The 26,060-nt window shown below is 45.1% G+C and carries 27 protein-coding genes; 18 read left to right on the plus strand and 9 right to left on the minus strand.

The window, feature by feature from the left end; all coding sequences use genetic code 11:
* The first annotated feature begins 86 nt into the window (after positions 1 to 86).
* The 8 genes from sdhC to sucD all read left to right on the plus strand — a co-directional run bounded on the left by sdhC (position 87) and on the right by sucD (position 9,717).
* On the plus strand, positions 87 to 479 hold the full coding sequence (gene sdhC / locus APB76_RS16960) for a succinate dehydrogenase cytochrome b556 subunit (RefSeq protein WP_049846602.1): 393 nt from the start codon (positions 87 to 89) through the stop codon (positions 477 to 479).
* Positions 473 to 817 (plus strand): succinate dehydrogenase, hydrophobic membrane anchor protein, encoded by a 345-nt coding sequence (gene sdhD, locus APB76_RS16965; RefSeq protein ID WP_049846603.1) that lies wholly within the window; start codon positions 473 to 475, stop codon positions 815 to 817. The genes sdhC and sdhD overlap by 7 nt, the downstream gene beginning before the upstream one ends.
* Complete coding sequence (gene sdhA, locus APB76_RS16970) at positions 818 to 2,584, plus strand: succinate dehydrogenase flavoprotein subunit (RefSeq protein ID WP_049846604.1); 1,767 nt, start codon at positions 818 to 820, stop codon at positions 2,582 to 2,584. It begins immediately after the preceding gene.
* An 18-nt stretch (positions 2,585 to 2,602) separates the two neighbouring features.
* On the plus strand, positions 2,603 to 3,313 hold the full coding sequence (locus APB76_RS16975) for a succinate dehydrogenase iron-sulfur subunit (protein ID WP_049846605.1): 711 nt from the start codon (positions 2,603 to 2,605) through the stop codon (positions 3,311 to 3,313).
* A gap of 92 nt (positions 3,314 to 3,405) precedes the next feature.
* Entirely contained in the window at positions 3,406 to 6,231 is a 2,826-nt protein-coding gene (sucA, locus tag APB76_RS16980) for a 2-oxoglutarate dehydrogenase E1 component (protein WP_054961273.1), read from the plus strand.
* A 28-nt stretch (positions 6,232 to 6,259) separates the two neighbouring features.
* The gene (gene odhB / locus APB76_RS16985; protein WP_054961274.1) at positions 6,260 to 7,468 is read left to right on the plus strand and encodes a 2-oxoglutarate dehydrogenase complex dihydrolipoyllysine-residue succinyltransferase; all 1,209 of its coding nucleotides are present in this window, start codon (positions 6,260 to 6,262) and stop codon (positions 7,466 to 7,468) included.
* Between the two features lie 210 nt (positions 7,469 to 7,678).
* Positions 7,679 to 8,845: an ADP-forming succinate--CoA ligase subunit beta gene (sucC, locus tag APB76_RS16990; RefSeq protein ID WP_054961275.1), complete on the plus strand. Its 1,167-nt coding sequence runs from the start codon at positions 7,679 to 7,681 to the stop codon at positions 8,843 to 8,845.
* Positions 8,845 to 9,717: a succinate--CoA ligase subunit alpha gene (gene sucD / locus APB76_RS16995; protein WP_049846609.1), complete on the plus strand. Its 873-nt coding sequence runs from the start codon at positions 8,845 to 8,847 to the stop codon at positions 9,715 to 9,717. Before sucC ends, sucD begins: the two co-directional genes overlap by 1 nt.
* Before the next feature lie 110 nt (positions 9,718 to 9,827).
* Here the strand turns inward: sucD and APB76_RS17000 are convergent, their stop codons facing one another.
* Positions 9,828 to 10,115, minus strand: coding sequence for a hypothetical protein (locus tag APB76_RS17000; protein ID WP_054961276.1), 288 nt, complete (start codon positions 10,113 to 10,115; stop codon positions 9,828 to 9,830).
* 678 nt (positions 10,116 to 10,793) lie between these two features.
* Between APB76_RS17000 and APB76_RS17005 the strand changes: the two genes are divergently transcribed.
* Positions 10,794 to 11,312 (plus strand): GNAT family N-acetyltransferase, encoded by a 519-nt coding sequence (locus APB76_RS17005; protein WP_054961277.1) that lies wholly within the window; start codon positions 10,794 to 10,796, stop codon positions 11,310 to 11,312.
* Here the strand turns inward: APB76_RS17005 and APB76_RS17010 are convergent.
* Complete coding sequence (locus tag APB76_RS17010; protein WP_049846612.1) at positions 11,260 to 11,559, minus strand: DUF3301 domain-containing protein; 300 nt, start codon at positions 11,557 to 11,559, stop codon at positions 11,260 to 11,262. The two genes, APB76_RS17005 and APB76_RS17010, sit on opposite strands and share 53 nt — an antisense overlap.
* 2 nt (positions 11,560 to 11,561) lie before the next feature.
* Positions 11,562 to 12,599, minus strand: coding sequence for a DUF3549 family protein (locus APB76_RS17015; RefSeq protein WP_054961278.1), 1,038 nt, complete (start codon positions 12,597 to 12,599; stop codon positions 11,562 to 11,564).
* A gap of 76 nt (positions 12,600 to 12,675) precedes the next feature.
* Between APB76_RS17015 and APB76_RS17020 the strand changes: the two genes are divergently transcribed.
* Both APB76_RS17020 and truC read left to right on the plus strand, forming a co-directional pair.
* A complete protein-coding gene (locus tag APB76_RS17020) occupies positions 12,676 to 12,990 on the plus strand; it encodes a YqcC family protein (RefSeq protein WP_054961279.1) in 315 nt (104 codons plus the stop codon).
* The gene (truC, locus tag APB76_RS17025; protein WP_049846615.1) at positions 12,990 to 13,712 is read left to right on the plus strand and encodes a tRNA pseudouridine(65) synthase TruC; all 723 of its coding nucleotides are present in this window, start codon (positions 12,990 to 12,992) and stop codon (positions 13,710 to 13,712) included. Before APB76_RS17020 ends, truC begins: the two co-directional genes overlap by 1 nt.
* A gap of 47 nt (positions 13,713 to 13,759) precedes the next feature.
* Here the strand turns inward: truC and APB76_RS17030 are convergent, their stop codons facing one another.
* The 4 genes from APB76_RS17030 to xseB all read right to left on the minus strand — a co-directional run bounded on the left by APB76_RS17030 (position 13,760) and on the right by xseB (position 17,294).
* On the minus strand, positions 13,760 to 14,047 hold the full coding sequence (locus APB76_RS17030) for a Bor family protein (protein WP_049846616.1): 288 nt from the start codon (positions 14,045 to 14,047) through the stop codon (positions 13,760 to 13,762).
* Between the two features lie 210 nt (positions 14,048 to 14,257).
* Positions 14,258 to 16,123, minus strand: a complete 1,866-nt coding sequence (dxs, locus tag APB76_RS17035) for a 1-deoxy-D-xylulose-5-phosphate synthase (RefSeq protein WP_054961280.1) — start codon at positions 16,121 to 16,123, stop codon at positions 14,258 to 14,260.
* Between the two features lie 22 nt (positions 16,124 to 16,145).
* Positions 16,146 to 17,030 (minus strand): (2E,6E)-farnesyl diphosphate synthase, encoded by an 885-nt coding sequence (gene ispA, locus APB76_RS17040; RefSeq protein WP_049846618.1) that lies wholly within the window; start codon positions 17,028 to 17,030, stop codon positions 16,146 to 16,148.
* 21 nt (positions 17,031 to 17,051) lie between these two features.
* On the minus strand, positions 17,052 to 17,294 hold the full coding sequence (gene xseB, locus APB76_RS17045) for an exodeoxyribonuclease VII small subunit (protein WP_049846619.1): 243 nt from the start codon (positions 17,292 to 17,294) through the stop codon (positions 17,052 to 17,054).
* A gap of 261 nt (positions 17,295 to 17,555) precedes the next feature.
* Here xseB and pomA point away from each other — a divergent pair, with 261 nt between their 5' ends.
* The 7 genes from pomA (at position 17,556) to rlmM (ending at position 24,247) form a co-directional block, all read left to right on the plus strand.
* Positions 17,556 to 18,320, plus strand: a complete 765-nt coding sequence (gene pomA, locus APB76_RS17050; protein ID WP_004744530.1) for a flagellar motor protein PomA — start codon at positions 17,556 to 17,558, stop codon at positions 18,318 to 18,320.
* A 10-nt stretch (positions 18,321 to 18,330) separates the two neighbouring features.
* A complete protein-coding gene (locus APB76_RS17055) occupies positions 18,331 to 19,272 on the plus strand; it encodes a flagellar motor protein MotB (RefSeq protein WP_049846620.1) in 942 nt (313 codons plus the stop codon).
* Between the two features lie 149 nt (positions 19,273 to 19,421).
* Complete coding sequence (gene thiI, locus APB76_RS17060) at positions 19,422 to 20,870, plus strand: tRNA uracil 4-sulfurtransferase ThiI (RefSeq protein ID WP_049846621.1); 1,449 nt, start codon at positions 19,422 to 19,424, stop codon at positions 20,868 to 20,870.
* A gap of 373 nt (positions 20,871 to 21,243) precedes the next feature.
* Positions 21,244 to 22,152 carry a transcriptional regulator GcvA gene (locus tag APB76_RS17065; RefSeq protein ID WP_054961281.1) on the plus strand — a complete coding sequence of 303 codons (909 nt, stop codon included), beginning with the start codon at positions 21,244 to 21,246 and terminating at the stop codon, positions 22,150 to 22,152.
* Positions 22,145 to 22,771 carry an alpha/beta fold hydrolase gene (locus tag APB76_RS17070; RefSeq protein ID WP_054961282.1) on the plus strand — a complete coding sequence of 209 codons (627 nt, stop codon included), beginning with the start codon at positions 22,145 to 22,147 and terminating at the stop codon, positions 22,769 to 22,771. Before APB76_RS17065 ends, APB76_RS17070 begins: the two co-directional genes overlap by 8 nt.
* Positions 22,761 to 23,159 (plus strand): DUF423 domain-containing protein, encoded by a 399-nt coding sequence (locus tag APB76_RS17075; protein WP_049846624.1) that lies wholly within the window; start codon positions 22,761 to 22,763, stop codon positions 23,157 to 23,159. Before APB76_RS17070 ends, APB76_RS17075 begins: the two co-directional genes overlap by 11 nt.
* Positions 23,156 to 24,247, plus strand: coding sequence for a 23S rRNA (cytidine(2498)-2'-O)-methyltransferase RlmM (gene rlmM / locus APB76_RS17080; protein ID WP_049846625.1), 1,092 nt, complete (start codon positions 23,156 to 23,158; stop codon positions 24,245 to 24,247). Before APB76_RS17075 ends, rlmM begins: the two co-directional genes overlap by 4 nt.
* Positions 24,248 to 24,284: 37 nt before the next feature.
* Here the strand turns inward: rlmM and APB76_RS17085 are convergent, their stop codons facing one another.
* Positions 24,285 to 25,037: a DNA/RNA non-specific endonuclease gene (locus tag APB76_RS17085; RefSeq protein ID WP_054961283.1), complete on the minus strand. Its 753-nt coding sequence runs from the start codon at positions 25,035 to 25,037 to the stop codon at positions 24,285 to 24,287.
* Between the two features lie 193 nt (positions 25,038 to 25,230).
* Positions 25,231 to 26,016, minus strand: a complete 786-nt coding sequence (gene xni, locus APB76_RS17090) for a flap endonuclease Xni (protein WP_054961284.1) — start codon at positions 26,014 to 26,016, stop codon at positions 25,231 to 25,233.
* Between the last annotated feature and the right edge of the window lie 44 nt (positions 26,017 to 26,060).

A 26,060-nucleotide genomic window follows, 5' to 3' on the forward strand; every position in this document is an offset into this window, starting at 1 on the left:
GTTGCAGTCTTGTGTTAAATAAATGTTAAGTTTTGTAGGTTTGCAATCAAAATTCGTTCATAACTATAAATGCTCAATGGAGCTGAGTGAGCAAGCCCGTGAAAGAAAGAAAGTCAAGACCTGTTAATTTAGATTTACAGACCATTCGCTTTCCGATCACTGCAATCGCATCCATCTTACACCGCGTATCTGGTGTAATTACGTTTGTCGCAATCGGAATTCTGCTTTGGTTACTATCCATTTCTCTATCCTCCCCAATCGGCTACGCACAAGCTGTTGACCTAGTCGATGGTTTCTTTGTGAAGTTTATCTTATGGGGCATCCTAACGGCTTTGGCCTATCACATTGCAGGTGGCATTCGTCACTTATTAATGGATTTAGGTCATTTTGAAGAGCTGGAATCTGGTGCAATGAGCGCTAAGGTTGCATTCGCAGCAACAGCCGTTCTGTCTCTACTTGCGGGGGTTATGGTATGGTAAAACACATTTCATCTTTTGGTCGTAATGGTGTACACGATTTCTTATTAATCCGTGCTACTGCAATCATTATGACGCTTTACACTATCTATCTGGTGAGCTTTTGCGCTTTCACAGATATTTCTTACGTATCTTGGACCCAGTTCTTTGGTGGCACATTCACTAAAGTGTTTACTATGCTGGCGCTACTGTCTGTTCTTATCCACGCTTGGATTGGTCTATGGCAGGTACTGACTGATTACATCAAGTGCGCCAAGCTCCGTGGTGGCCTACAGCTAGGAATTATTGCTGTTCTATTTGGTTACTTCTTCTCTGGTCTATTTATTCTGTGGGGTGCGTAAGTGTCTATTCCAGTTCGCGAATTTGATGCCGTAGTAATCGGCGCTGGTGGTGCAGGCATGCGCGCTGCACTGCAAATTTCTGAGCAAGGTCTTTCTTGTGCGTTGCTTTCTAAAGTATTTCCAACACGTTCACATACTGTTTCTGCTCAAGGTGGTATTACGGTTGCGCTAGGTAATGCGCACGAAGACCACTGGGAACAGCATATGTACGATACAGTCAAAGGCTCTGACTACATTGGCGACCAAGATGCTATCGAATACATGTGTAAGAACGGTCCTGAGTCTGTAATTGAGCTAGAGAAAATGGGGCTTCCTTTCTCTCGCTTTGACAACGGCAGCATTTATCAACGTCCGTTTGGTGGCCAATCAAAGAATTTTGGTGGAGAGCAAGCGGCACGTACTGCGGCGGCGGCAGACCGTACTGGTCACGCACTTCTGCATACTCTGTACCAGCAAAACATTAAGCATAAAACGACGGTATTCTCAGAGTGGTATGCACTCGACATCGTAAAAAATGAAGATGGTGTTGTTTTAGGTTGTACTGCGCTTTGTATGGAAACAGGCGAAGTCTGTTACTTCAAATCGAAAGCGACCATTCTTGCAACAGGTGGTGCGGGTCGTATTTACGCATCCACAACTAACGCACACATCAACACGGGTGATGGCGTTGGTATGGCACTGCGTGCCGGTGTACCAATGCAAGATATGGAAATGTGGCAGTTCCACCCAACGGGGATCGCTGGTGCAGGTGTACTTGTAACGGAAGGTTGTCGTGGTGAGGGGGGTTATCTTCTCAATAAAGACGGCGAACGATTCATGGAGCGTTACGCTCCTAATGCTAAAGATTTGGCGGGTCGTGATGTTGTAGCTCGCTCGATGATGATTGAAATCCGTGAAGGTCGTGGTTGCGATGGTCCATGGGGGCCACACATTAAATTGAAGCTAGATCACCTAGGTAAAGAGACACTAGAGTCTCGTCTTCCAGGTGTTTGTGAACTGTCTCGAACATTTGCTCACGTTGATCCAGTGAAAGAGCCAATTCCAGTAATCCCTACTTGTCACTACATGATGGGTGGTATTCCGACTCAGGTTTCTGGTCAAGCGATTAAGCAAGACGAGAGCGGTGCTGATGTTGAAGTTCAAGGTCTATTTGCTTGTGGTGAAATTGCTTCTGTATCGGTTCACGGTGCGAATCGTCTAGGTGGTAACTCACTACTAGACTTGGTGGTATTTGGTCGTGCAACAGGTCTACACCTAGGTGAGACTCTCGCTAAGCAAGCGGAGGCTAAGCCCGCAACTGATGAAGATATTGAGCGTTCTCTTGAGCGTTACAATCGTTGGGAGAACAGCACTGAAGGTGAAGACCCTGCGCAAATTCGTAAAGATCTGCAACAATGTATGCAGAACAACTTCTCGGTATTCCGTGAAGGTGATGCAATGGCAAAAGGTTTAGAAGAGCTAAAAGTGATTCGTGAGCGTTTAAAAAACGCACACCTTGCTGATAAATCAACAGAGTTTAACACTCAGCGTATTGAGTGTCTTGAGCTAGAAAACTTGATGGAAACGGCATTCGCAACGGCGGTTGCGGCAAACTACCGTACAGAAAGTCGTGGTGCCCATGCTCGCTTTGATTTCCCGGATCGTGACGATGCACAGTGGTTATGCCACTCGATCTATAACCCGGATACAGAGGCGATGTCTAAGCGTGATGTGAATATGGAACCGATTCACCGTGAAGCGTTTCCACCAAAAGCACGTACGTACTAAGGAAAGGAGGGCATAATTATGAAACTGAATTTCTCTTTGTACCGCTACAATCCAGATGCTGATCAAAAGCCATATATGAAGGATTACACGCTAGAAGTGGAAGAAGGATCAGACATGATGCTTCTTGATGCATTGATTCTGTTAAAAGAACAAGATCCTACCATCTCATTCCGTCGTTCCTGCCGTGAAGGTGTATGTGGCTCTGATGGCCTTAATATGAATGGTAAGAATGGGTTAGCTTGTATTACACCACTTTCTGCATTGAGCGGTGACAAAATAGTTATCCGTCCACTGCCTGGTTTGCCAGTTGTACGTGACCTTATCGTTGACATGACGCAGTTCTACGACAACTATGCGAAAGTTAAGCCGTTCTTGATTGATGATGGCGCGCTTCCACCATCTCGCGAAAATTTACAAACGCCAGATGAGCGTGCGCATTTAGATGGTTTGTATGAATGTATCATGTGTGCATGTTGTACGACTTCATGTCCATCATTCTGGTGGAACCCTGACAAATTTATCGGTCCTGCTGGTCTGCTTGCTGCCTACCGCTGGCTAATTGATAGCCGCGATACTGCGACAGATGAACGTTTGTCAAATCTTGATGATGCATTTAGCGTTTTCCGTTGCCATGGCATCATGAATTGTGTAAGTGTTTGTCCTAAGGGACTAAACCCGACGAAAGCAATTGGTCATATTAAGACTATGCTTGTTAACCGTTCGGTTTAATTAACAAAAAATTGCCGATCCATTTCGGGTCGGCTCTTAATAGCTCGGCGTAAGACCGCAGCAAACGTGAAAACTACTGGTTAAGGGAAAATATGCACAACGGCGTGATGAAGGCGTGGCTCGAGTCTTCACACTTGGCTGGCGCCAATGCAACGTATGTAGAGGACCTCTACGAACTGTATCTAAGTGACCCCGATCTGGTAAGTGAGGAGTGGAAACGTGTTTTTGAGGGCTTACCTAAGCCTTCAGATGAAGTGGTGGAACAACCCCACTCACGTGTCCGTGACTACTTCCGACGACTCGCTCAAGAAACAAAGCATTACAATGTCCAAGTTAGTGATCCTGATGTCGACGCTAAACAGGTAAAAGTACTTCAATTAATCAATGCTTACCGCTTTCGTGGTCACGAAGCGGCACAGCTTGACCCTCTAGGTCTATGGCTACGCCCACCTGTGGCGGAGTTAGATCCTGCATTCCACAATCTTACCGAAGACGATTTAGAAGAAACTTTCAACGTAGGCTCTTTTGCTATAGGCAAAGAGACAATGCAACTGAAAGACATTCACTCGTCACTGAACAAAATTTACTGTGGCTCTATTGGTGCTGAATACATGCACATGACTGATACTGAGCAGAAACGTTGGATCCAGCAACGTCTAGAGTCAGTGGTCGGTCAACCGTCATTTAGCAAAGAAGAAAAACAAGAATTTCTTGAAGAGCTGACAGCAGCGGAAGGTCTTGAGCGTTACCTAGGTGCAAAATTCCCAGGGGCTAAACGCTTCTCTCTAGAAGGTGGCGATGCTCTGATCCCAATGACGAAAGAGTTGATTCGTCATGCGGGTAAGAGCGGCATGCGTGAGGTGGTTATCGGGATGGCTCACCGTGGCCGTCTGAACATGTTGGTCAACGTTCTTGGTAAAAAGCCTCAAGATTTGTTTGATGAGTTTGCGGGTAAACACGACGAAACATGGGGAACGGGTGACGTTAAGTATCACCAAGGCTTCTCTGCGGACTTCGCCACACCTGGCGGGGATGTTCACTTAGCGCTCGCGTTCAACCCGTCTCACCTTGAAATCGTTAATCCTGTTGTTATCGGTTCAGTGCGCGCACGTCAAGACCGCCTAGGTGATAGCGAAGGTAACACCGTTCTGCCTATTACTATTCACGGTGACTCTGCGATAGCAGGTCAGGGGGTAGTTGCTGAAACATTTAACATGTCACAAGCACGGGGTTTCAGCGTAGGTGGTACAGTTCGTATCGTTGTAAACAACCAAGTTGGTTTTACAACGTCTAACCCGAACGATACACGCTCTACCATGTACTGTACTGATATAGCCAAGATGGTTCAGGCTCCTATCTTTCACGTAAATGCCGACGACCCAGAAGCGGTTGCTTTTGTCACTCGCATCGCACTGGATTACCGTAATGAGTTCAAACGTGATGTGGTTATCGATCTGGTTTGTTACCGCCGTCATGGCCACAATGAAGCCGACGAGCCGAACGCAACACAGCCTTTGATGTACCAAAAGATCAAGAAACACCCAACACCACGTAAGCTATATGCTGACGTGCTGATTGAGCGTGGTGACTTTGGTATCGAGACAGCGACTCAACATGTCAATGAGTACCGTGACGCATTAGATCGTGGTGAAGTTGTGGTTAAAGAGTGGCGTCCAATGGCACTGCATTCAGTTGACTGGTCTCCTTACCTGGGGCACGACTGGGATACAGAATGGGACAACCAGTTTGATACTCAACGTTTGCTAGAACTTGGTCAACGTCTGTGTACTTACCCTGAAAGCCATAAGCTGCAAAGTCGTGTAAATAAGCTTTATAACGATCGAAAAGCCATGCTCAGCGGTGAAAAAGCGATTGACTGGGGGATGGCTGAGACATTGGCTTACGCAACAATTGTTGATGATGGTAAACGCATTCGTATTTCCGGTCAGGACTCAGGTCGTGGTACTTTCTTCCACCGTCACTCCGTTCTGCATAACCAGAATGATGCGAGCACTTTTGTTCCGCTTGCGAATATTCACGATAAGCAAGGGCCATTTGAAGTTTTCGATTCTGTGTTATCTGAAGAAGCAGTGTTGGCATTTGAATATGGTTACGCAACTGCAGAGCCAAGCGGATTAACCCTATGGGAAGCGCAGTTTGGTGACTTTGCCAACGGAGCACAGGTGGTCATCGACCAGTTTATCTCATCAGGTGAGCAAAAATGGGCACGTCTATGTGGCCTGACTATGCTTCTGCCGCATGGTTATGAAGGTCAAGGCCCAGAGCACTCATCAGCTCGCTTAGAGCGCTACCTACAGCTTTGTGCTGAGCAAAATATGCAGGTGGTTGTGCCTTCTACACCAGCTCAGGTTTACCACATGATTCGTCGCCAGGTTGTAAGACCAATGCGTCGTCCTCTCGTGGTGATGTCTCCTAAATCGCTTTTGCGTCACCCGCTGTGTACTTCAACAATTGAAGAGCTAGCAGAAGGTACATTCCAAGCGGCAATTGGTGAGATAGACAACCTTGAAGCAGCTAAAGTGAAACGTGTGGTCTTCTGTTCAGGTAAGGTTTACTTCGATCTGTTGGAGCAGCGTCGTAACAATGAGCAAGAAGATGTGGTGATAGTTCGTATTGAGCAGCTATACCCATTCCCTCTGGAAGAAGTAAAAGCCGCAATCGAGCAATACACAAACGTAGAAGATTACGTTTGGTGTCAAGAAGAGCCTCAAAACCAAGGCGCTTGGTACTCTAGCCAACACAACTTCCGTGCTGCGATTCCGGCCGGCGCTGATCTGAAATATGCAGGTCGTCCAGCTTCAGCATCGCCAGCAGTAGGTTACATGTCAGTACACTTGAAACAACAAAAAGCGCTAGTTGATGATGCGCTTAACGTGAATAAAAAAACTTCGAACTAAGAACTAGAAGTGAAAGGAAGAAACAGATATGACAATTGAAATTCTGGTTCCAGATTTACCTGAATCGGTTGCTGACGCAACAGTCGCAACATGGCACAAACAACCTGGTGACGCAATTGAGCGTGACGAGGTTTTGGTCGACATCGAAACTGATAAAGTGGTTCTTGAAGTACCTGCTCCAGAAGCAGGGGTTCTAGAAGCCATCATTGAAGAAGAAGGTGCTACAGTACTTTCAAAGCAGCTAATCGCTAAGCTTAAGCCTGGTGCAGTTGCGGGAGAGCCGACTAAAGACACCACTGAAGAGTCTGAAGCATCTCCTGATAAGCGCCATAAAGCTTCGCTAACAGAAGAGAGCAACGATGCGCTTAGCCCCGCGGTTCGTCGTCTACTCGGTGAACACGGTCTTGAAGCAAACCAAGTGAAAGGCACTGGTGTTGGCGGTCGTATTACGCGTGAAGACATTGAAGCGCACTTAGCGAACGCAAAAGAAGCGCCTAAAGCAGATGTTCCTGCGGCTGTGGAAGCACCCGCTGCCGCTCGTAGTCAGAAACGTGTACCAATGACACGCCTGCGCAAGACAGTGGCAAACCGTCTTCTAGAAGCGAAGAACAATACAGCGATGCTGACCACGTTTAATGAAGTGAATATGAAGCCAATCATGGATCTTCGTAAACAATACAAAGATCAGTTTGAAGAGCGCCACGGTATTCGCTTAGGCTTTATGTCTTTCTACGTTAAAGCAGTAACTGAAGCGTTGAAGCGTTATCCAGAGGTAAACGCATCGATTGATGGTGAAGACATTGTTTACCACAACTACTTCGATATCAGTATGGCGGTATCAACACCACGTGGTCTAGTGACTCCAGTACTGAAGGACTGTGACACACTAGGTTTTGCTGATGTAGAGAAGGGCATCAAAGAGTTAGCAATCAAAGGCCGTGATGGCAAGCTAACAGTTGATGAACTAATGGGTGGTAACTTTACTATCACTAACGGTGGTGTGTTTGGTTCTCTAATGTCGACACCTATCATTAACCCACCACAGTCGGCAATTCTTGGTATGCACAAAATCCAAGAACGCCCAATGGCGGTGGATGGTAAGGTTGAAATCTTGCCAATGATGTATCTAGCGCTATCTTACGATCACCGTTTAATCGATGGTCGTGAGTCAGTGGGCTTCCTAGTCACCATCAAAGAGTTACTTGAAGACCCAGCACGTCTGCTGTTAGACGTTTAATATCGCTAAAACGTCTAGCGGCCTTTGGTGGCTAGACGTTGAATAGATTTCAAGGCTAGACTAGCTCAACTGTCTGGCCTTCACTTGAGTCTTTATTTGCCCAAAAAGCGAAATAAGATTTACTTGAGAAGACCCTACAGACGTCTGCACTTAACCAGCGGCGTTATGGAAATAATAATCCCTACAAGGGAAAATAAACGGAATATCAAAATGAATTTGCATGAATACCAAGCCAAACAGCTGTTTGCAGAATTCGGTTTGCCTGTACCGGAAGGTTACGCGTGTGATACACCACAAGAAGCCTTTGAGGCGGCTGGTCGTATCTCAACAGAGAAGAAAGTCGTTAAGTGTCAGGTTCACGCAGGTGGACGTGGTAAAGCGGGTGGCGTTGAGCTGCACGATACTAAAGATGGCGTTAAAGAGTTTGCTCAAAAATGGCTAGGTAAAAACCTAGTGACTTATCAAACAGATGCAAATGGTCAGCCTGTAACTAAAATTCTTGTTGAAGAAGCGTCTAACATTGCTAACGAACTTTATCTAGGTGCGGTTGTTGATCGTGCAACGCGTAAAGTTGTATTCATGGCATCGACTGAAGGTGGTGTTGAAATCGAAAAAGTTGCAGAAGAGACTCCAGAGTTAATTCATAAAGCAGCAATCGATCCACTAGTCGGCCCTCAAGCTTATCAAGGCCGTGAGCTAGCATTCAAGCTAGGTCTTGAAGGTGAGCAAATCAAACAGTTTGTTAAGATCTTTATGGGTCTTGGCAATATGTTCTCTCAGTACGATTTAGCTCTACTAGAAATCAACCCTCTTGTTATTACTGGCGAAGGCAACCTGCTATGTCTAGACGGTAAGATCAACATCGATTCTAACGCTATGTACCGCCAGCCTAAGCTGCGTGAAATGCACGATCCTTCGCAAGAAGACGAGCGTGAAGCACATGCAGCTCAGTGGGAACTGAACTACGTAGCACTAGACGGTAATGTTGGTTGTATGGTTAACGGTGCGGGCCTTGCGATGGGTACGATGGATATCGTAAACCTACATGGCGGCAAACCTGCTAACTTCCTAGACGTTGGTGGTGGCGCAACTAAAGAGCGTGTTGCTGAAGCATTTAAGATCATCCTTTCTGATGACAATGTGAAAGCAGTACTTGTAAACATCTTCGGTGGTATCGTTCGTTGTGACATGATCGCAGAAGGTATTATCGGTGCGGTTAAAGAAGTAGGCGTAACGGTTCCTGTTGTTGTTCGTCTTGAAGGTACTAACGCTGACCTAGGTCGCGAAGTTCTTGCTAATTCTGATGTTGATATCATTGCTGCTGAGTCGCTAACAGATGCTGCTCAGAAAGTTGTTGCTGCTGCGGAGGCTAAATAATGTCTGTACTAATTAACAAAGACACTAAAGTAATCTGTCAGGGCTTCACTGGTGGTCAAGGTACTTTCCACTCTGAGCAAGCTATCGCATACGGTACGCAGATGGTCGGTGGTGTTTCTCCTGGTAAAGGTGGTCAAACTCACTTAGATCTACCTGTATTCAACACAGTACGCGAAGCAGTCGAAGCAACTGGCGCGACAGCAACCGTAATCTATGTACCTGCTCCTTTCTGTAAAGATGCTATCCTTGAAGCGATTGACGCAGGTATCGAGCTTATCGTGACTATCACGGAAGGTATCCCAACAACAGATATGATCGATGTTAAAGTGAAGCTAGAAGAAACTGGTGTTCGCATGATCGGCCCTAACTGTCCAGGCGTTATCACTCCTGATGAGTGTAAGATTGGTATCATGCCAGGCCATATCCACAAGAAAGGTAAAGTGGGTATCGTTTCTCGCTCAGGAACACTAACGTACGAAGCGGTTAAGCAAACAACTGACGAAGGTTTCGGCCAATCTACTTGTGTAGGTATTGGTGGTGACCCAATCCCAGGTTCAAACTTCATCGATATTCTGAAGTTGTTCCAAGAAGACCCTGAGACTGAAGCAATCGTAATGATTGGTGAAATCGGTGGTACTGCGGAAGAAGAAGCTGCAGCGTACATCAAAGAGAACGTCACGAAACCAGTTGTTTCTTACATTGCAGGTGTTACAGCTCCTCCAGGTAAACGTATGGGTCACGCAGGTGCAATCATCTCTGGTGGTAAAGGTACTGCGGAAGACAAGTTTGCTGCATTAGAAGCAGCAGGCGTTAAGACGGTTAAGTCTCTAGCAGAAATCGGTAAAGGTCTACGCGAGATTACTGGTTGGTAATTTAGCCAATTGTTATAAATGAAGGCTTGGCATTCGCCAAGCCTTTTGTTTTTCTACTCTCCAAATATTTGCCAATTCCATAGAGCGATGAAGGAGAGAGTAGGGAATCTCTATTTCTCTAACTTTTCCTCAAGTACAATCAATCTTGCCGTTAGATCCATCACTTGCTTTTCTAATTGTTCAATTCGGTCTACATCAGCGATTTCTTGTTTTGCTGCGACTTCAACTTTAGGTACACGATTAGAGCTCTTCCAGCTTTTTAATGTAGTGATTAAAGCCGGCATTGGGACAGAGGTACTCAAGCGCGCTTTGACTAAGGCTACAGTCGGCTCCTTTCCTTCTGCGTGTAATTGTTCAAGGATATCTTTTAGCTCTTGGCTAACATCTTGAGTAAGCATAAAACCTCCATTGTGTTGTGATCACCAATAATACTGAGCTTAGCAATAATTGACTAATGGAAAATTAAGAAATGGTGTGTGCGAGATTTCTCACAAGTGATGTAAGACAAAGTGCGTTTGAAACACAGTAATAGTCATTGTTTTCACTTTAAGTTTTTGATTTATATTGGTATGTTGTTTTGTTTCTAACTTATTTCAATAATAGTTTTCTTTCATGGCATTGTCTTAAAGGTGAATTCGAGTAAATTAGAAAGTGTCGGAAGGATGCTGACACGGAACAGGAAATACCAAGGATTGGGAATCTTCAGGATGAAGATTGGTTGACGAGGAACGTTGATCAAGCATGGAGCGAAAGGACATTGTAAGGATACGTTCGCTAACAGGATGTTAGTGGCAAGGATGACAATGGACACCGCTAGGAAGGCGAAGGCAGGATTTTACTGAAGGATTCAGTAACTTATTAAGGAAGATGCATGGAGCACCTTTTGTAGCCGGATTGCTGCGAGTAAGACTATAGCCCCGATACTAACGTATCGGGGCTTTTCTTAGATCTCACCTTTATAAAAAACTCTAACAACAACGTTCAAAAAACTACCTAGATCAATAAAGGCTTTTACAAGTTGGTTTAACTTTCGGCTTTGTTTTACAAGACAATTTTGCTGCTAACAAGGATGTGTCATGACTATAGTGACTCGCCGTGCGTTATTGGTTCCCTATAACGACTCATTACAATCTGAATTTCTGATGCTCAATTGCTGTGCTATCAATCGAGCTCAGATGAACGGTGCCCATACTGTGGCGTCTGCAAAGAAACTATTTGATAAAGTTCTCAGTGATCGAAACATTTACGCGATGGCGGTATTAGATAGTCATACTCGTGAATTTATTGGCCATGTTTTTATTTCAGACTTAGATACTCAGCCAGAGCTCGGATACATTTTTGATAAAGGCTATTGGGGTAGAGGCATTGCGAGTGAAGTGTTGCAGGCATTTTTCCCTAAAGCAGTCAGAGACTTAAATCTGGAACAGGTACTAGCAACCGCTAATGTTGGTCATGAACCATCAGTGCGAATCCTTATAAAGCTTGGCTTTCAGTTAAACGCACATAAGAAAGATACATTTGGTCCGTATGATGAATATGTATTTACATCCGATGTGGTGGAAGCTCAACCTTTGCTAGCTGGAAACCTTGCATAAGGATTCGACCTTGATAGCAGTCATCACCGAGTGAAGAAAATTCAAATTGATAAACAGAATGCCAACGCCAGACACCGTCTGGAGTTTTTAGTTTATGACCTTTAAGTGCCACGCTCAGCAGTTGCAAATCAAGCTCTTTGCACTTACGGGCAGCGATGGTTTTAGCGAGTTCTGCTTGGCGCCGTTGTTGCCAAAAAACAAGGCACACTATCGCCAACCCTAGGATAGCAAAAAGGTCATGAATCATAGTTATGCCTTGGCAGCCTTCTGGAGGTTAATTAGCGCTTTAGCTAACTCTTGAGAAGGACTGGAGTGCAGCAAGGGCAACAGCACCATTCTCAGTTCAGGCAGCATAACTAAATCGGCAAACAACTGGTTAAATAGCGCCTGATTACCTGTTTGAGCAAGCCTTAGCAGGAACTGTTCCGCAGTTTTAGGGTCACTTATCCAATGCCAACAGCGGCCAGCAACACCAATTAACACTTCTTGATGACTTAAACGTGGAGAGGCGAGTATTTGGTCGATGATTGGTTGGCTAAGCGGTAGTGGTGCACCTGACAACGCTCGTATCAAAGCAGACAGTAGGAATAGGTCCGGTTCGTTGCTATCAATTTGCTGTTGCGCTATTTCAACCAAGCGTTCAGCCAGTTTTTGCGGTAAGTCAGTATGTTCAAGTGCACCAAGTAAGGCATACAGAGGCTCGTTAGGAAGGTATTTTAATGCCTTCTTAATATTGACGCCATTCTGCTCCTGCCCCAAACGTGCGCAGATGTCGGTCACACCTTGTAAGCCAACCGTGTGCCATTTGTCCCACTCTAATCCACCAGAGAAATATTGCTGGGCATGTTCATAGTATTGGCTGCATGGAAGATTTAACTCAGCTCGGATTTGGCTATGGAAAACCGCCATCTTATCTTCGGCAGGTTTGAAAGTGTACGGATTGTTGGACAGCTTTTGCTGCTGCTCTTCGCTCATATCTTGATTCAAGCGCGTTCCCATCGCTTCAATCACGTATTTGATGAAGTTACCGATATCGGCCTGTTTAAGTAGCCCTCGTTCATCCAATTCAAACTTAAGAAACCATATCCAAGGCTGCTGTTGAGAGTTCCAGTAAGCGATTGCCAAGTGCGCCTTGCGCTGCATTGGAAAAGGGTAAGCTTGTTGACCCTTTTCGACATCGGCAAAAACCTTACTATCAATCTTCTTGATTCGACGACCAAGATCAAACACTTGATAGTGACAGTCACTGTTGGTCAACAATTGGCTAAGAGTATGAATGGTTTCCATTAGAGATTTGTCCTAACTTTCTTTCCTATATAAATGGTACTCTTAGGGTAATTTTCAAGGCCAGTAACAAAGATAAATGACAAAAGAGAAACAATTAGCGGCGTTGATTGATCAATTAGAGCAGTCAATGAAGCAGCTTGATAGGTGGCAAACCGAATCACCAACTGAGAAAGCACTTCAAAGTCAGCAGCCGTTTGCGCTCGATGCTTTAACCCCCGAAGAGTGGTTGCAGTGGATCTTCATCGTAAAACTACGTGCAATGCTAGAGCAATTACAACCAATTCCTTACGGGTTTTCGCTGTCGCCTTATTTTGAGGAGTGTTGGAAAGAGCAGCCCGATTTGATGCCAATTATTACAATCTTGCAGCAAATTGATAAGGAGTGCCGCTAATGCTTGAGATTGTGTTTCAAGATGAATACTTTGTCGCAGTGAACAAGCCTGCAGGTATGTTGGTTCACCGTAGTTGGTTAGATAAACACGAAACCCAGTTTGTGATGCAAACTTTGCGTGATCAAATTGGTCAGCATGTTTTTCCACTTCATCGACTTGATCGCCCTACATCGGGTGTACTGATTTTTGCCTTGTCGAGTGAAGTGGCCTCTCAGGTGATGCCGATGTTTGCTAATCATGAGATGGAAAAAACCTACCATGCGATAGTGCGCGGCTGGGTTGAAGAACAAGGACGTTTGGATTATCCACTCAAAGTCGAGCTCGACAAAATTGCCGACAAACATGCAAGCCAAAACAAAGAAGCTCAAGAAGCGATAACGGATTACTCTCCATTAGCAAAAACAGAGATTGCTTACTCGACAGGTAAATTCCCCACTACACGTTATTGTATGGTAGAGATGAAACCACTGACTGGACGTAAACATCAACTTAGACGTCATATGGCGCATCTAAGGCACCCTATAGTGGGTGACACTACACATGGCGATGGTAAGCACAACAAGCTATTCCGCGAGGTTTATGATTCACATCGCTTACTGTTGCATGCCTCTAGCTTGAAGTTTGTGCACCCGTTTACAGGGCAGGCGTTAGTGATTACAGCGGGAGTGGACGAGACTTGGCACAAGCTATGTGCTGAGTTTGACTGGGATATACCCAATTAGGAAACAGAAACCGTCACTTCGAGACAAAGTGACGGTTAGAAGCGGAATTACTTACAGTAAACACGAGCTTCGCGAGGAGTGTAAATACCAAAAGTAATCGTGCTAAATACGATGTCTTTGAAAGTTTGCTGCGTTTCTACTTTTGCTACTTTATCCACTGAACCACATACTTGAGCGGCGTCAATTTGCTTGCTTTGTCCAATACCGCTAACAAAGAAATGATGCGATGTGAGTTCAGTAGCTTCGTTGGTTTCTGCTGGTGCTACAACAAATGTTTGCTGGGCACAGCCAGATGCCAAAAGAGCAATTGCCGCTGCGATAACAAGTTTTTTCATAACTCTTTCCTTAAAAAATAATGGTTCCAAATCGGCAAGTGTACGGATTGATTTGCCAAGCGAAGTGTAACAAGTTTCTTATTGGTGCGTATGTCTCGTGTTTGTATTTATTTGTCATGTGATTAAGTTTTGTGATATCGATAACTAATTGAACGAGAAAACAAAAAGCCCTCCGAAGAGGGCTTTATCAGTAACAGATTAATGACAAACTTATCGAGTAAGATATTCGCGAATAGATTGCTCGATGCCCGCAGCGTCAAGACCAAGCTCTTGGTGCAACTCTTCTTGAGTACCTTGAGCGATGAACTTATCAGGCAAGCCAAGATTGAGAACGGGTTTGATTGTTTTCTCTTGCATCATAAACTCGATCACACCCGCACCGGCCCCGCCAGCAATTGCATTCTCTTCTAGCGTTACCAATACGTCGTGCTCAACAGCGAGTTGCTTAATGAGTGCTTCATCGAGGGGCTTAACAAAACGCATATCTGCGACTGTCGCATTGAGTGTTTCTGCTGCTTGTTGGGCACTACTTAAAAAAGTACCAAAGTTGAGGATGGCTACTTTTTCGCCTTGGCGGACTATGCGTCCTTTACCGATTTCTAGCGCCGTGAATGCCTGTTCGATTTCTGCTCCTGTTCCGGTCCCGCGTGGGTAACGTACTGCAGATGGTCCGGTATGTTTGTGACCTGTGTAGAGCATCTGACGGCACTCATTTTCATCACTAGGGGCCATTATGACCATGTTTGGAATACAGCGCATAAAGCTGAGATCAAACGCGCCTTGGTGAGTTTGACCATCTGCTCCAACAAGACCGGCTCTGTCAATGGCGAACATCACAGGTAGATCCATGATAGCGACATCGTGAATTAACTGATCGTAACCGCGCTGCAAGAAGGTTGAGTAAATTGCTACAATAGGGTGGTCGCCAGCAATTGCCATACCTGTTGCAAGTGTGACGGCGTGTTGCTCTGCGATTGCGACGTCAAAGTACTGCTGAGGAAACTCCTTAGAAAAGCGAACCATGCCAGAGCCTTCACGCATGGCAGGAGTAATCGCCATTAGCTTTGGATCTTGCACCGCCATATCACATAGAAAATCACCAAAAATTTTCGAGTAACTTGGCTTTGTACCATTGCTCTTCGGCAGTGAGTTATGGCTCGGATCGAATTTCGGTACGCCATGATAACCAATCGGATCTTTTTCCGCTGGTTCATAGCCTTTACCTTTTTTGGTCATGATATGTAGAAATTGTGGGCCTTTAAGTTCACGCATATTTTTAAGCGTTTTGACTAGCTCGTTAACATCATGACCATCTACTGGTCCAATATAGTTAAAACCGAGTTCTTCAAACAAAGTCCCTGGAACGACCATGCCTTTCAGGTGTTCTTCAGTGCGACGTACTAGCTCTTTAATTGGAGGTACGCCTGAGAGCACCTTTTTGCCACCTTCGCGGATCGATGTGTATAGGCTCCCCGATAGGACTTGAGCAAGATGGTTGTTAAGCGCACCGACGTTCTCTGAAATTGACATTTCGTTGTCGTTAAGAATGACCAGCATATCAGGGTGAACGTCACCTGCATGGTTCATGGCTTCAAATGCCATACCCGCAGTGATAGCCCCATCACCAATGACGCTGACCACTTTACGGTTCTGCTCTTCTTTGCTCGCGCTTATCGCCATACCAAGAGCCGCACTAATCGAAGTCGAAGAGTGGCCTACAGAAAGGGTGTCGTACTCGCTCTCTTCGCGCCAAGGAAACGGGTGCAGCCCTTCTTTTTGGCGGATTGTTGGCATTTGATCACGACGCCCGGTCAGTATTTTGTGTGGATATGCTTGGTGGCCAACATCCCAGACCAATTGGTCAAAAGGCGTATTGTAGACGTAATGTAGAGCAACGGTAAGCTCTACGGTGCCAAGACCAGAGGCGAGGTGACCGCTCGACTGACTGACCGAATTCAATAAGTAGGTGCGTAGTTCATCACACAGTTTTGGTAGCACTTCCTTAGGAAGACTACGTAGCTCTTCAGGTGTATCTGCTAAAGCCAGTGTTGGATATTTCGAAATATCAAGAGTCATATAAAAATGCGCGCTTATAGTGTTAGTTTTTGCGCTCGATGACGTATCGGGCGAACTCTTCGAGTAACTCTGTATTGTATGGGATCGCAGCCAAAGCTTGAAGGGCTTCATTTAACAGAGTGTGAGCTTTGTTGATAGCTCCGTCTAATCCAAGCAAAGCTGGGTAGGTGCTTTTGTTTAATTCTTGGTCAGACCCCTGAGGTTTACCTAAGGTCTCTGTATCACTGATGATATCTAAAATATCGTCTTGAACCTGAAACGCGAGACCAATCGCATCGGCGAACTTATCAAGCTGAGGCATGACTTCTAGCCCTTTTTGCCCTGCTGCAAGTGCGCCAAGACGAATAGCAGACTTCATTAAAGCCCCTGTCTTGTTACGGTGAATCTCTTTTAGCTCTTGTAAGGATACCGCTCTGTTCTCTGCGGCGAGATCGAGAGCTTGTCCCAGGCACATGCCGTTGGCTCCAGAAGCATCGGCCAGCACTTTGACCATTCGTATACGGTTGCACTCAGCGGTAGGGTGCAATGAACCTTCTGCCAAAATCGTAAACGCTAAAGTTTGCAACGCGTCACCAGTCAAAATGGCAGTGGCTTCATCAAACTTGATGTGGCAAGTAGGTTTTCCACGGCGCAACTCATCATCATCCATTGCCGGAAGATCATCGTGAATAAGCGAGTAAGCATGGATACATTCCACAGCGGATGCCGGAGTATCAAGATCATCAAGGTGGCAACCCAGCATCTGGCCCGTAATGTAAGCCAGAAATGGGCGCGCACGCTTACCACCGAGCAGTAGCCCATAGCGCATTGCTTCAATCAGAGGTTGGTTTTGATGTGGCAGCGCTAGCAGCCAACGATTAAGCTGAGCATTGTTTCGCTGTTGAAGAGAGGTTAATGCCTCATACATGACAGACATATTCTATAACTATTATTCAGGCTGAGCGTTAAATTCAGAAAGCGGAGACTCATCATCATTTTGCAATAAGATGTTGACACGTTGCTCTGCGTCACTAAGTTTTGACTGCCCTGAGCGAGCAAGCGCAATACCACGCTCAAACTTTTTCAGCGCATCTTCTAATGCTAAATCACCATTTTCAAGATTCTCAACGATTACATCGAGCTCTTCGATGGTTGCCTCAAAGGTCATATTTTCTGGTTTCTTACTCGCCATAATGGTTTTACCTAGATAAAGATGGACGAAACTTACCTTAGCCGATAATGATGGTCAAATGTAACCGAGAAAATTTGTCACAAAAATCGAGCTTGTACGGTCATATTCTGCGCGCACACTCAATATAGGGCTAAAGTCTAGTAAGTATCTGCTACTCAGCATCTATATTTATGTGAGTACAGTACCAATAAAATACTAAAGATCTTAAGATGTTGCCGATATAATTTGTTAGAAGCTTAAAGATAGCATGAGGAGTGCTCTGTGGATTTAGCAACGCTGGTAGGACTGATTGGCGGTTTTGCTTTCGTCATTATGGCAATGATACTGGGCGGAAGCATCATGATGTTCATCGACGTCACGTCGATTCTTATCGTGGTGGGTGGCTCTACCTTCGTAGTGTTGATGAAGTTCACTATGGGGCAGTTCTTTGGTGCAGCCAAAATCGCCGGTAAAGCTTTCATGTTCAAAGCCGACGAGCCAGAAGATTTAATTGCTAAAGTGGTAGAGATGGCAGATGCAGCGCGCAAAGGCGGTTTTCTTGCTCTAGAAGAGATGGAAATCACTAATAGCTTTATGCAGAAGGGTATTGACTTGTTAGTGGATGGCCACGACGCGGATGTGGTTCGTGCGGCGCTGCAAAAAGATATTGCCTTAACCGATGAAAGGCATGATTTTGGTTCTAGTGTATTCAGAGCCTTTGGTGACGTAGCACCCGCGATGGGGATGATCGGTACTCTTGTTGGTCTGGTTGCCATGCTGTCTAACATGGATGATCCGAAAGCGATCGGTCCTGCGATGGCGGTAGCACTTTTGACCACACTATACGGTGCGATTCTTTCCAATATGGTGTTCTTCCCAATCGCCGATAAGCTTTCTCTTCGTCGTGAGCAAGAAAAACTCAATCGCCGCTTAATCATGGATGGCGTACTTGCAATTCAAGATGGTCAAAACCCACGTGTTATTGACAGTTATCTGAAGAATTACCTCAATGAAGGTAAGCGTGCTCTTGACGTAGATAACGAGTAAGGTCGCTGATATGGAAGAAGAAGAACCAAAATGTCCGCCACCTGGCCTTCCGCTATGGATGGGAACTTTTGCTGACTTGATGTCGCTGTTGATGTGTTTCTTCGTGCTATTGCTCTCGTTTTCCGAAATGGATGTACTGAAGTTTAAACAGATTGCCGGTTCAATGAAGTTCGCATTCGGTGTTCAAAACCGATTGGAAGTGAAAGATATCCCGAAAGGAACCAGTATCATTGCTCAAGAATTTAGACCGGGTCGACCAGAACCGACGCCTATCGATGTGATTATGCAGCAAACCATTGACATTACTCAGCAGACTCTTGAATTCCACGAAGGTGAATCAGACAGAGCAGGGGGGACGCAGCGTGATGAAGGTAAACTCACTGGCGGGCAGTCTCCCGATACCTCTACGCAGAATAACCAAAACTCTGAATCTGACAGCCAGCAGCAACAGTCCGCTGAACTTTCCGAAGAGTTAGAGACCATTATGGAAAGTATCAAGAAAGCGCTTGAGCGTGAAATTGAGCAGGGAGCGGTTGAAGTAGAAAACCTTGGTCAGCAAATTGATATCCGAATTCGTGAGAAGGGCGCGTTCCCAGAAGGGTCGGCGTTCCTACAACCTAAGTTTCGTCCTCTAGTTCGCCAAATTGCCGATCTGGTCAAAGACATTCCCGGTATTATTCGAGTGTCTGGGCATACAGATAATCAACGTATAGATTCAGAACTGTATCGTTCCAACTGGGATCTCTCTGCGCAGCGAGCGGTGTCGGTGGCGCAAGAAATGGAAAAAGTGCGTGGATTTAGCCATCAGAGGCTACGTGTGCGAGGAATGGCCGATACAGAGCCACTCGGACCTAATGATACAGAAGCGCAGCGTTCACGTAACCGCCGAGTCGAAATCAGTATTATGCAAGGTGAAGCTCTTCTGAGCGACGAAGTTCCTGTTATTCAATAATCTTGCTGGACCAAAAAAGACGAGCACAAACGCTCGTCTTTTTTATGGTCTTTGCTTCATGTATAATCTTGCGCCCTTAGAGGCAGCTCATAGCTGCGAAGCGCCATTGAGCGTGAAAATAGCGAAACAGTTAACTTGTGAAGTGAATTATGAAATTTATCGTAAAGCCCCATCCAGAAATTTTTGTAAAAAGTGAGTCGGTGCGTAAGCGCTTCACAAAGATTCTTGAGTGCAACATCCGTAACGTTATCAAGAGTCGTACAGAGTCTGTCGCTGTTTTCAACCGTCGTGATCATATTGAAGTCACGGCGGAAACGGATGAATTTTACAAAGAGACAATCGAAGTATTGACTCATACTCCGGGTATTCACCACATACTTGAAGTGCAACAGTCAGAGTTTAAAGATCTGCACGATATCTTTGAGCAAGTGCTAGAGCTAAACCGTCCTAACCTCGAAGGTAAGACGTTTGTGGTTCGCGCTAAGCGTCGTGGTAAGCATGACTTCACGTCTATTGAGCTAGAGCGTTACGTAGGTGGCGGCTTAAACCAAGCGATTGAAAGTGCGAGTGTAAAACTGCGCAACCCTGACGTGACGGTTAAAGTGGAAGTCGTTAACGAGAAGCTTAACCAAGTGCTTAGACGTTACAAAGGTTTAGGTGGTTTCCCGCTGGGCACGCAAGAAGATGTATTAAGCCTGATTTCTGGTGGTTTTGATTCTGGTGTCTCTAGTTATTTACACATCAAGCGTGGCTCTAAAGTTCACTACTGCTTCTTTAACCTCGGCGGCCCTGCACACGAGATTGGTGTTAAGCAGGTTTCTCATTATCTGTGGAATAAGTACGGCTCGTCAGCAAAAGTACGCTTTATCTCAGTTGACTTTGAACCTGTAGTGGCAGAGATTCTCGAGAAGGTTGATGATGGCCAAATGGGTGTTATCTTAAAGCGTATGTTCATGCGTGCTGCGGGTATGGTGGCGGAGAAGTTCAAGATTGAAGCTCTCGTCACTGGTGAAGCATTAGGTCAGGTATCAAGTCAAACCCTAACCAACTTACGTCATATCGATAACGTTACAGATACGTTGATTCTGCGCCCGCTAATTAACTGGGATAAAGAAGACATCATCAACCTAGCGCGCGATATTGGCACTGAAGACTTTGCTAAGACCATGCCTGAATACTGTGGTGTCATTTCTAAGAAACCGACAGTGAAAGCGATCAAGGCGAAACTTGAAGTAGAAGAAGAAAAGTTCGACTTTGACATTCTTGAGCAGGTTGTGCGTGATGCTCGAGTGATGGATATTCGTGATATCGCTAAAGAAACAGAGCAAGCTGCACCAGAAGTTGAACAGGTTCAAGCGGTAGAAGAGCACGCTATCGTATTAGATATCCGCAGCCCTGAAGAAGAAGATGACAGCCCACTTGAGATTGATGGTGTAGAAGTCAAACATATCCCATTCTTTAAATTGGGTACTCAGTTTGGTGATTTAGACCAAGCGAAAACGTATCTGCTTTACTGTGACCGTGGCGTAATGAGTCGTTTGCAGGCACTGTACTTGCAAGAGCAAGGTTTCAATAACGTTAAGGTATACCGACCGTAACGAATTACTGTCATTGAGTGGAAAAGCGCAAATCGTTATTCGTTTTGCGCTTTTTTTTTGCTCTTGACTTATTTTGGGCATAAAAAAACACCGCCATATAGGCGGTGCTAAATATTTGACAGACAGGTCAAAATAAATACAGGAAGTATATGTTTTGTTTCCTTAGAAACAAAACTGGTAGAAACCTACCGAACTCGAAATACGAGTTTGCAAACACAACATCGCAACAAGAGGCCAATTGATCTAACAAGTAAATCAAGCCGTTCTGACTTCTCGTTGCGGAGTGAAATATAGAATTTCTCTGGTCGTCAGGCAATGGACATTTTATAATGTTTCAGATAAAAAAAACTAATCCAATTCATAGAAGGTCACTATGTCCAGAAGATTGCCTCCTTTGAACTCACTAAAAGTGTTCGAAGCCGCGGCTCGACATCTGAGTTTTACTCGTGCAGCCGAAGAGTTGTTTGTGACTCAGGCTGCTGTCAGTCATCAGATCAAAGCGCTAGAAGAATTCCTTGGCTTAAAACTATTCAGGCGAAGAAACCGATCGCTACTGCTTACCGAAGAAGGTCAAAGTTACTTTCTTGATATAAAAGATATTTTCACATCGCTAGCGGAAGCTACTGATAAAGTACTCGAGCGTAGTGAAAAAGGAGCGCTAACCATCAGTTTGCCACCAAGCTTCGCGATTCAATGGTTGGTACCACGTTTGGCTGACTTTAATCAACAGGAGCCAGATATTGATGTGCGAATTAAGGCCGTGGATATGGATGAAGGTTCGTTGACAGATGATGTCGACGTCGCAATCTATTATGGACGAGGTAACTGGCCGGGTTTGCGAGCAGATAAATTGTATCAAGAATTTTTGATCCCACTCTGTTCACCTTCATTACTTTTAGGTAACAAATCATTAGAAACTCTAAGTGATCTGAAGTGGCATACACTGCTTCATGACACCTCTCGGAAAGACTGGAAACAGTTTGCAAAGCAAAACGGTATAGAAGGGGTTAATGTCAACCACGGACCGATCTTCAGCCACTCAACTATGGTTCTTCAAGCTGCTGCTCACGGTCAGGGTGTCGCACTTGGCAACAACGTACTCGCTCAGCCAGAACTTGAGGCAGGGCGCCTGATAGCGCCATTTGATGAGGTATTGGTATCTAAGAATGCCTTCTATGTCGTCTGCCATGATAAACAAGCCGATATGGGGCGTATTGCTACTTTCCGAGACTGGATGTTAGCCAAAGCGCAAAGTGAGCAAGAGGAGCTGCTAGATGACTGATTATCTCATTGACGGTGACAAAGGCAATCCACTGTTTATCTTTGCTCACGGTGCTGGAGCAGGAATGGATCATACTTTTATGAAAGCTGTGGCAAAAGGCTTGGCCGAAAAAGGTATTCAAGTTGTTCGCTTTAACTTTCCTTATATGGTTAAGCGTGCTGAAGATGGCAAGAAGCGCCCACCTGATAGAGCACCTAAGCTATTGGAAGCTTATCAAACCGTTATCGAAGAGCATTGTAAAACAGGTGCGGTGGTGATCGGTGGTAAGTCCATGGGAGGGCGTATGGCGAGTCTTCTAGCGGGCGAAGATAACGTTGCAGCAGTAGCTTGTTTGGGTTTTCCATTCCATCCACCAGGTAAACCGGAAAACTACAAAGGTGCCCACTTAGTAGAGCTAGAAAAGCCTTGTCTGATTGTTCAAGGCGAGCGTGATACCTTTGGCAAGAAGGAGGAATTCGAGCAGTTTGAACTTTCTTTTGCAGTTCAGGTGGAATTTATTCCTGATGGTGATCATAGCTTTAAACCACGTAAACGCTCTGGGTATGGTGAAGAAAGCAATATTGCCTTAGCTGTTGAGCATCTGGTGAAGTTTATCCGTGAGGTTTACGATGGGCAGTAAGCATTGGCTAGCATTAGGCGGTGTGATTTGTGGACTTGGGGTCGGCTTAGGCGCATTTGCAGCCCATGGTCTAAAGAAGATTCTGTCACCATATCTGATTGAGGTATTTTCAACAGGCGTGCAGTATCAGTTTATACATGGCATCGCTATTTTGCTTTGTGGCACCTTGCTTAGCCAAAAATTGCCACTTAAGTCACAAAAATATTTCTCCCTTGCCGCCGTTTGCTTTATCATCGGCATCCTTTGTTTTAGCGGCAGTCTCTATTTGCTGGCATTAACAGGCATTAAATGGTTTGGTCCTATCACTCCATTAGGTGGTGGAACGTTTATGCTTGGTTGGGGATTGTTCGTTTACGCAGCACTACAGGTTAAAGAGGTGAATCAGTGAAACAATTAATGCTCTACTGCCGCAGCGGCTTTGAAAAAGAGTGTGCCGGAGAAATTCAGGATCGTGCGACTCAGTTAGAAGTATTTGGTTTCCCGCGTCTCAAGAAGAACACAGGTTACGTGTTGTTTGAATGCTATCAAGATGGCGATGCACAAAAGCTTGTCAAAGAGCTTGATTTTAAATCACTGATTTTTGCTCGCCAGATCTTTGCTGTTGCTGTTGAAATTCAAGAACTGCCACGTGAAGATCGTATCTCGCCGATTTTGCATGATTTAAGCTTCGTAGAAACAATGCCTCGTTGTGGCGATATTCGCGTCGAAACGCCTGATACCAACGAAGCGAAAGAGCTACTCAAGTTCTGTCGTAAGTTCACTGTGCCAATGCGACAAGCTCTACGTGGCAAAGAGATTCTGTTCCCGAAAGACAGCCCTAAAAAGCCTGTGCTACACATTTGCTTTGTCGCTCCGACGCATTGCTTCATTGGTTATTCTTTACCTAGCAATAACTCACAGTTTTTTATGGGGATTCCACGCCTTAAGTTCCCGGCAGATGCTCCAAGCCGTTCAACCTTGAAACTTGAAGAAGCGTTTCATGTATTTATTCCTCGTGAAGAGTGGGATGAGCGTCTTGCTGCAGGTATGTGGGGTGTCGATCTGGGCGCATGCCCTGGGGGGTGGACTTACCAACTGGTTAAGCGCTCAATGTTCGTTCATTCTGTCGATAACGGCATGATGGCGGATAGCCTAATGGAAACGGGTCAGGTTAAGCATCACCAAGAAGATGGTTTTAAGTTTGAGCCTGCGCGTAAGAACGTGACTTGGCTGGTATGTGACATGATCGAGAAACCATCACGTGTTGCGCAGTTAATGGGTGAGTGGATTATTAGCGGTTGGGCGAAAGAGGCGATCTTTAACCTTAAATTGCCAATGAAAGGTCGTTATGATGAAGTACTAGAAGATATCGAGAACTTAAAATTCTTCCTAATTGAAAATGGTGTGAAGTTTAAGCTCCAAGCGAAACATCTCTACCATGACCGTGAAGAGATTACGGTTCATGTTCAGTGTCTATCTAATATTTCCCCGCGCTAAGATTGAAAAACGCTCCCACTAATGGGAGCGTTTTTGTTTAGTTAGAGATCGGCCACATCTGCCAAAGCTGCGCTTCCATCGTCTCCTCAGTGCTGTCAGCGATGAGAGAGAAAAAGTCTAAACCAGTTTGCTGTTCAACAGCGTCGATTGTAGTGACAAAGTTTGCGAGTTCACTGCTTGAAACGTCTCTATGTGGAACGATGAAAGCAATGGCTTCGTTGAAAGCTGGATCTAACACAACTTTATAAAAAGCGCTCGGTATGATGACATTGTTACCGATAGTGCTTTCATTCCCCTGATAGATAGGGCCAGTGACAACATAAAGTTCATTGTACTCATTGGCAAGATCGCGCACATGCTCTTCCAGTATGCGCCAGCCTACTCGGTTAAAGCCCGGAAGTTGAGGAGACATATTGCTCATCAGAAAGCTTTGTTTCATCGAGTCTTGGCTAAAATCCATGGTAGCGGATGGTGCGAGATGTCCGCGGTCGTATCCTGAACCGCTGTAATCTGCCAGCTTGGATCTAGCATAATCAGGTAGCTCATTGTCTTCTTTAAAACTATTACTGCGTTTGAAGCTCGCGTTTACGCTTTCTGCGGTAACGTGGTAAGCAACCCAATCGGCGTTTTTGGTTTGGTAGTTGTAGCCAACCGCATAACCATCTCGACACAGTACCTGATCAGATTGATAAGACGGTAAACCAACATCTAAGTGCTTACCGCAGGTTGTTTGTGCAAATGTTGGTAGTGAAAAGATAACAGCAAGTGTGAGTAAAATCGTATTCTTCATTATTATGCTCCTTGTTATTGGAGCTATGAAAAATAGTTGATTGGTCTTGAGTTACTGTGATGGTGATTAAATGTTAATCAATACTCAGTCTGGTATTGAGCAGATAAATATTAAGCGTGTGAAAGTAACGGATTTCACAACAGATTAAATTAACATTGTATTTCTAATCAATAACTTGCTTATATTCAATCTCTTACTCAGTGTGCTCATTTGCACCACTGAAACGGATATCTTGCAGATTAAAGCCAAGTTGCATATCAGTTTTAAGTGCGGCAATGGTTTTACACTTACGTGCTGACTCAATGTGTTCATCGAGTTTTTTTCGATATTTCTCTGGGAGTTCGTCGCTGGCAAAGGCTTGTTCAATATCGCCAAATTGAGTCAGAATTGCTTTGGCTGCTTTTGGTCCAATCCCCGGAACTCCAGGAACTTGGCTTGAGCTGATTCCAGTTAGGCCCCAGTAGTCCGCAAGCTGATTCGGTTTAACGCCAAATTCTGCTTCGATAAAAGGTTCATCTAGCCAACGATGTTGAAAGTAGTCTCGGATCTGCAGAGTCGGGGAAAGGAGCTGGCAGTAGCCTTTATCTGTGGAGACAATGGTGACTTTTTCACCATGATTGGCAACCTTAGTTGCCAGTGTCGCGACCAAATCATCGGCTTCATCTCCATCGGAAAGGAGAGAATCAATGCCAAGCTCCCACCACGCATCTTGAATCGCGTCTAAACCTTCTAGCAGAGGCTCTGGCATAGGTTTTCGGCTCTGTTTGTACTCTGGCAGGATTTCTGCTCGCCAGCCGCGCTCTTGCAGGTGATGATCAAATACGGCAATGATATGAGTAGGCTGTGATTCAGATAAGATGCGATTGATCGTTCGCATTGTTGTATTAATGGTTCTTGCTATATCAGTGGGATCTGGCTGTGCTGAATGAACGCGTCGGATCAGATTAAGGGCGTCGATAATAACAAGATGAATAGACATACAAATCAAAAAATAAGGGCTTGAAGCCCTTATTGTATAGATTG

Source organism: Vibrio bivalvicida (assembly GCF_001399455.2).
Classification (GTDB): Bacteria; Pseudomonadota; Gammaproteobacteria; order Enterobacterales; family Vibrionaceae; genus Vibrio; species Vibrio bivalvicida.